The organism is Xanthobacter pollutisoli, from assembly GCF_040044995.1.
GTDB lineage: Bacteria > Pseudomonadota > Alphaproteobacteria > Rhizobiales > Xanthobacteraceae > Xanthobacter.
This window is the reverse complement of sequence record NZ_JBDZDP010000064.1, coordinates 1-2382: the sequence shown is the minus strand read 5'-3', so window position 1 is coordinate 2382 and position 2382 is coordinate 1. Positions and strand designations below refer to the sequence as shown.

Here is a 2382-nt window from a genome sequence, read left to right as displayed (position 1 = left end):
CGGAGGGCGGGCGTAGCCCGACCGGAGGCGCAACCAGCGCGAAGCGTCTTCTGCCGGTAGTCCCGGGCGTCAGCTGCGGTGCTTGAAGCGCCAGCTGTCGTTGCCGGTCTCGACGATGTCGCAGTGGTGGGTAATGCGGTCGAGCAGTGCGGTGGTCATCTTGGGGTCGCCGAAAACGGTGGGCCACTCGCCAAAGGCCAGGTTCGTCGTAACGATGACCGAGGTGCGCTCGTAGAGCTTGCTCACCAGATGGAAGAGCAGCTGACCTCCTGAGCGGGCGAACGGCAGATAGCCCAACTCGTCGAGCACCACGACGTCGAGGCGGGAGAGCTGTTTCGCGAGCGCGCCGGCTTTGCCGAGGCGGTTTTCCTCCTCGAGCCGGTTCACGAGGTCGACCGTGTTGAAGTAGTGTCCGCGGGCACCGGCCCGAACAACGTTGGCGGTGATGGCGCTGGCCAAATGTGTCTTGCCGGTGCCCGTTCCACCGACCAGCACGACGTTACGCTGACTCGCCAGGAACGAGCCACTGTGCAGCGAGCGCACTAGCCCTTCGTTGATGGGCGTGCCCTCGAAGATGAAGGCGTCCAGGTCCTTCACCGCTGGCAATCTGGCTGCCGACATCCGGTAGCGGACCGACGCTGCATGACGGTGGGTTGCCTCGGCACGCAGCAGGTCGGTCAGGATCTCCATCGTCGTGCGCTGGCGCTGCAGGCCGGTGGTCACCGTCTCGTCGAAGGCGCCAGCCATGCCTTTGAGGCCGAGACCCGCCATCGCCCTCATCATCTCATGCCGCTGCATGGAGGCCCCGCAGGCTGTCGTAGCGGCCACAGTCGGCACGCGGCGGATGGCGGAGCGCCAGGTCCTCGGGCGTGACAATGGTCAACGGTCGTGGCGGTTCTCGCCTGCGGGCCAAGATGTTAAGGATGACATCGTCGCTGGTGACGCCGGCCAGCAGCGCCTCGCGCGCAGCTGCTTCCACCGCCTCCAGCCCGTCGTCGAGCACCGCCGCCAGCACCCGCACGAACCGCCGGTCGGCATCGTCGCCGGCGCCGAGCTTGCGTCGCAGCCGTGACAGCGCAGGCGGCAGCTCCCAGCCCTGGAATGGCGCGCCGTTGCGCAGGGCGCCCGGCTTGGTCACCAGCACCGGCAGATAGTGCCACGGGTCATAGATGGTCCGGTCGCGTCCGAAGAACCGGGGATGGTCGGCAACGACCTCGCCGTCGCAGCGCACGACGATACGGTCGGCATAGGCGCGGACCTGAACCGCACGCCGCACTGCCTTGGCCGTGACCGAGTAGCGGTTGCGGTCGAAGTTTATCAGGCAGGTGCCGCTCACCGCGTGCTCGCTCTCATAGAACCCGTCGAAGGGCGCGACGACCGGCTGAAGCACGCCACGCTCCGCAGCCCAGGCCTGAGCGACCGTCAGTTCTTTCTGCTCGGGATGCTGGTGTAGCTCAGCCCAGCGCCGGCACTCCGCCTCAAGCCAGCCATTCAGCTCCTCGATGCTGGCAAAGCGCAGGCGCGGCTGGAAGAACCGGCCACGTGCGGTCTGCACCTGGTTCTCGACCTGGCCTTTCTCCCAGCCGGCTGCTGGCGAGCAGGCTGTCGGTTCGACCATGTAGTGGCTGGCCATGACCAGGAAGCGCCGGTTGAAGACCCGCTCCTTGCCGGTGAACACGCTCGTCACCGCCGTCTTCATGTTGTCGTAGATGCCGCGTGTCGGCACGCCCCCGAAGAAGGCGAACGCCCGCGCATGCGCGTCGAACAGCATCTCCTGCGTCTCACGAGGATAGGCCCGCACGTATATCACCCGCGACGCGCACAGCCGCACATGGGCGACCTTCACGCGCATCGGCTTGCCCGCGATCTCGACGTCCTCATGGCTCCAGTCGAACTGATAGGCCTCGCCCGGCCGAAACAGCAGCGGGATGAACGCTGGTGCATTCATCACGTCCCGACGACGTGCCTGCCGCCAGCGGGCCGCATAGCGGCGTACCGCGTCATACGAGCCGTCGAACCCCTCACGCAGCAGCAGGTCGTGGATGCGCGTGATGCGCAGCTTCTCGCGCCGCGGTCGCGCCTCATCTTCTTCGAGCAACCCATCCAGTCGCGCCTGGAACGGCCCCAGCTTGGGTAGCGGCTGAACCTCGCGCCGGTAGCCCATGTCCGCCTCCGGCGACCGGATCGCCTTGCGCACCACTTTGCGAGACAAATGCAGATCTCGCATGATTGCCTTGATGGCTTTCCCCGCCGCGTGTTCGCGCCGGATCCTCAACACCGTCTCCAATACCAACATCCCGATCTCGCCGCCTGACACTCGCCAAGCGGACGGCCTAGACCACCGGGATGAGGGGTCCCTTTTCGACGCCGATCACCCCGCTA

Annotated in this window: 2 protein-coding genes; both read right to left on the bottom strand. The window is 66.5% G+C overall.

Annotated features, from left to right (window positions below; translation table 11 throughout):
* Positions 1-69 precede the first annotated feature (69 nt).
* Positions 70-798: an IS21-like element helper ATPase IstB gene (istB, locus tag ABLE93_RS26845; protein ID WP_348842713.1), complete on the bottom strand. Its 729-nt coding sequence runs from the start codon at positions 796-798 to the stop codon at positions 70-72.
* Complete coding sequence (gene istA, locus ABLE93_RS26840) at positions 785-2296, bottom strand: IS21 family transposase (RefSeq protein WP_348842712.1); 1512 nt, start codon at positions 2294-2296, stop codon at positions 785-787. The genes istB and istA overlap by 14 nt, the downstream gene beginning before the upstream one ends.
* Positions 2297-2382: the final 86 nt, after the last annotated feature.

Coding starts and splice junctions, on each gene's coding strand:
- istB (WP_348842713.1), bottom strand. CDS start 798: ATGCAGCGGCATGAGATGATGAGGGCGATGGCGGGTCTCGGCCTCAAA.
- istA (WP_348842712.1), bottom strand. CDS start 2,296: ATGTTGGTATTGGAGACGGTGTTGAGGATCCGGCGCGAACACGCGGCG.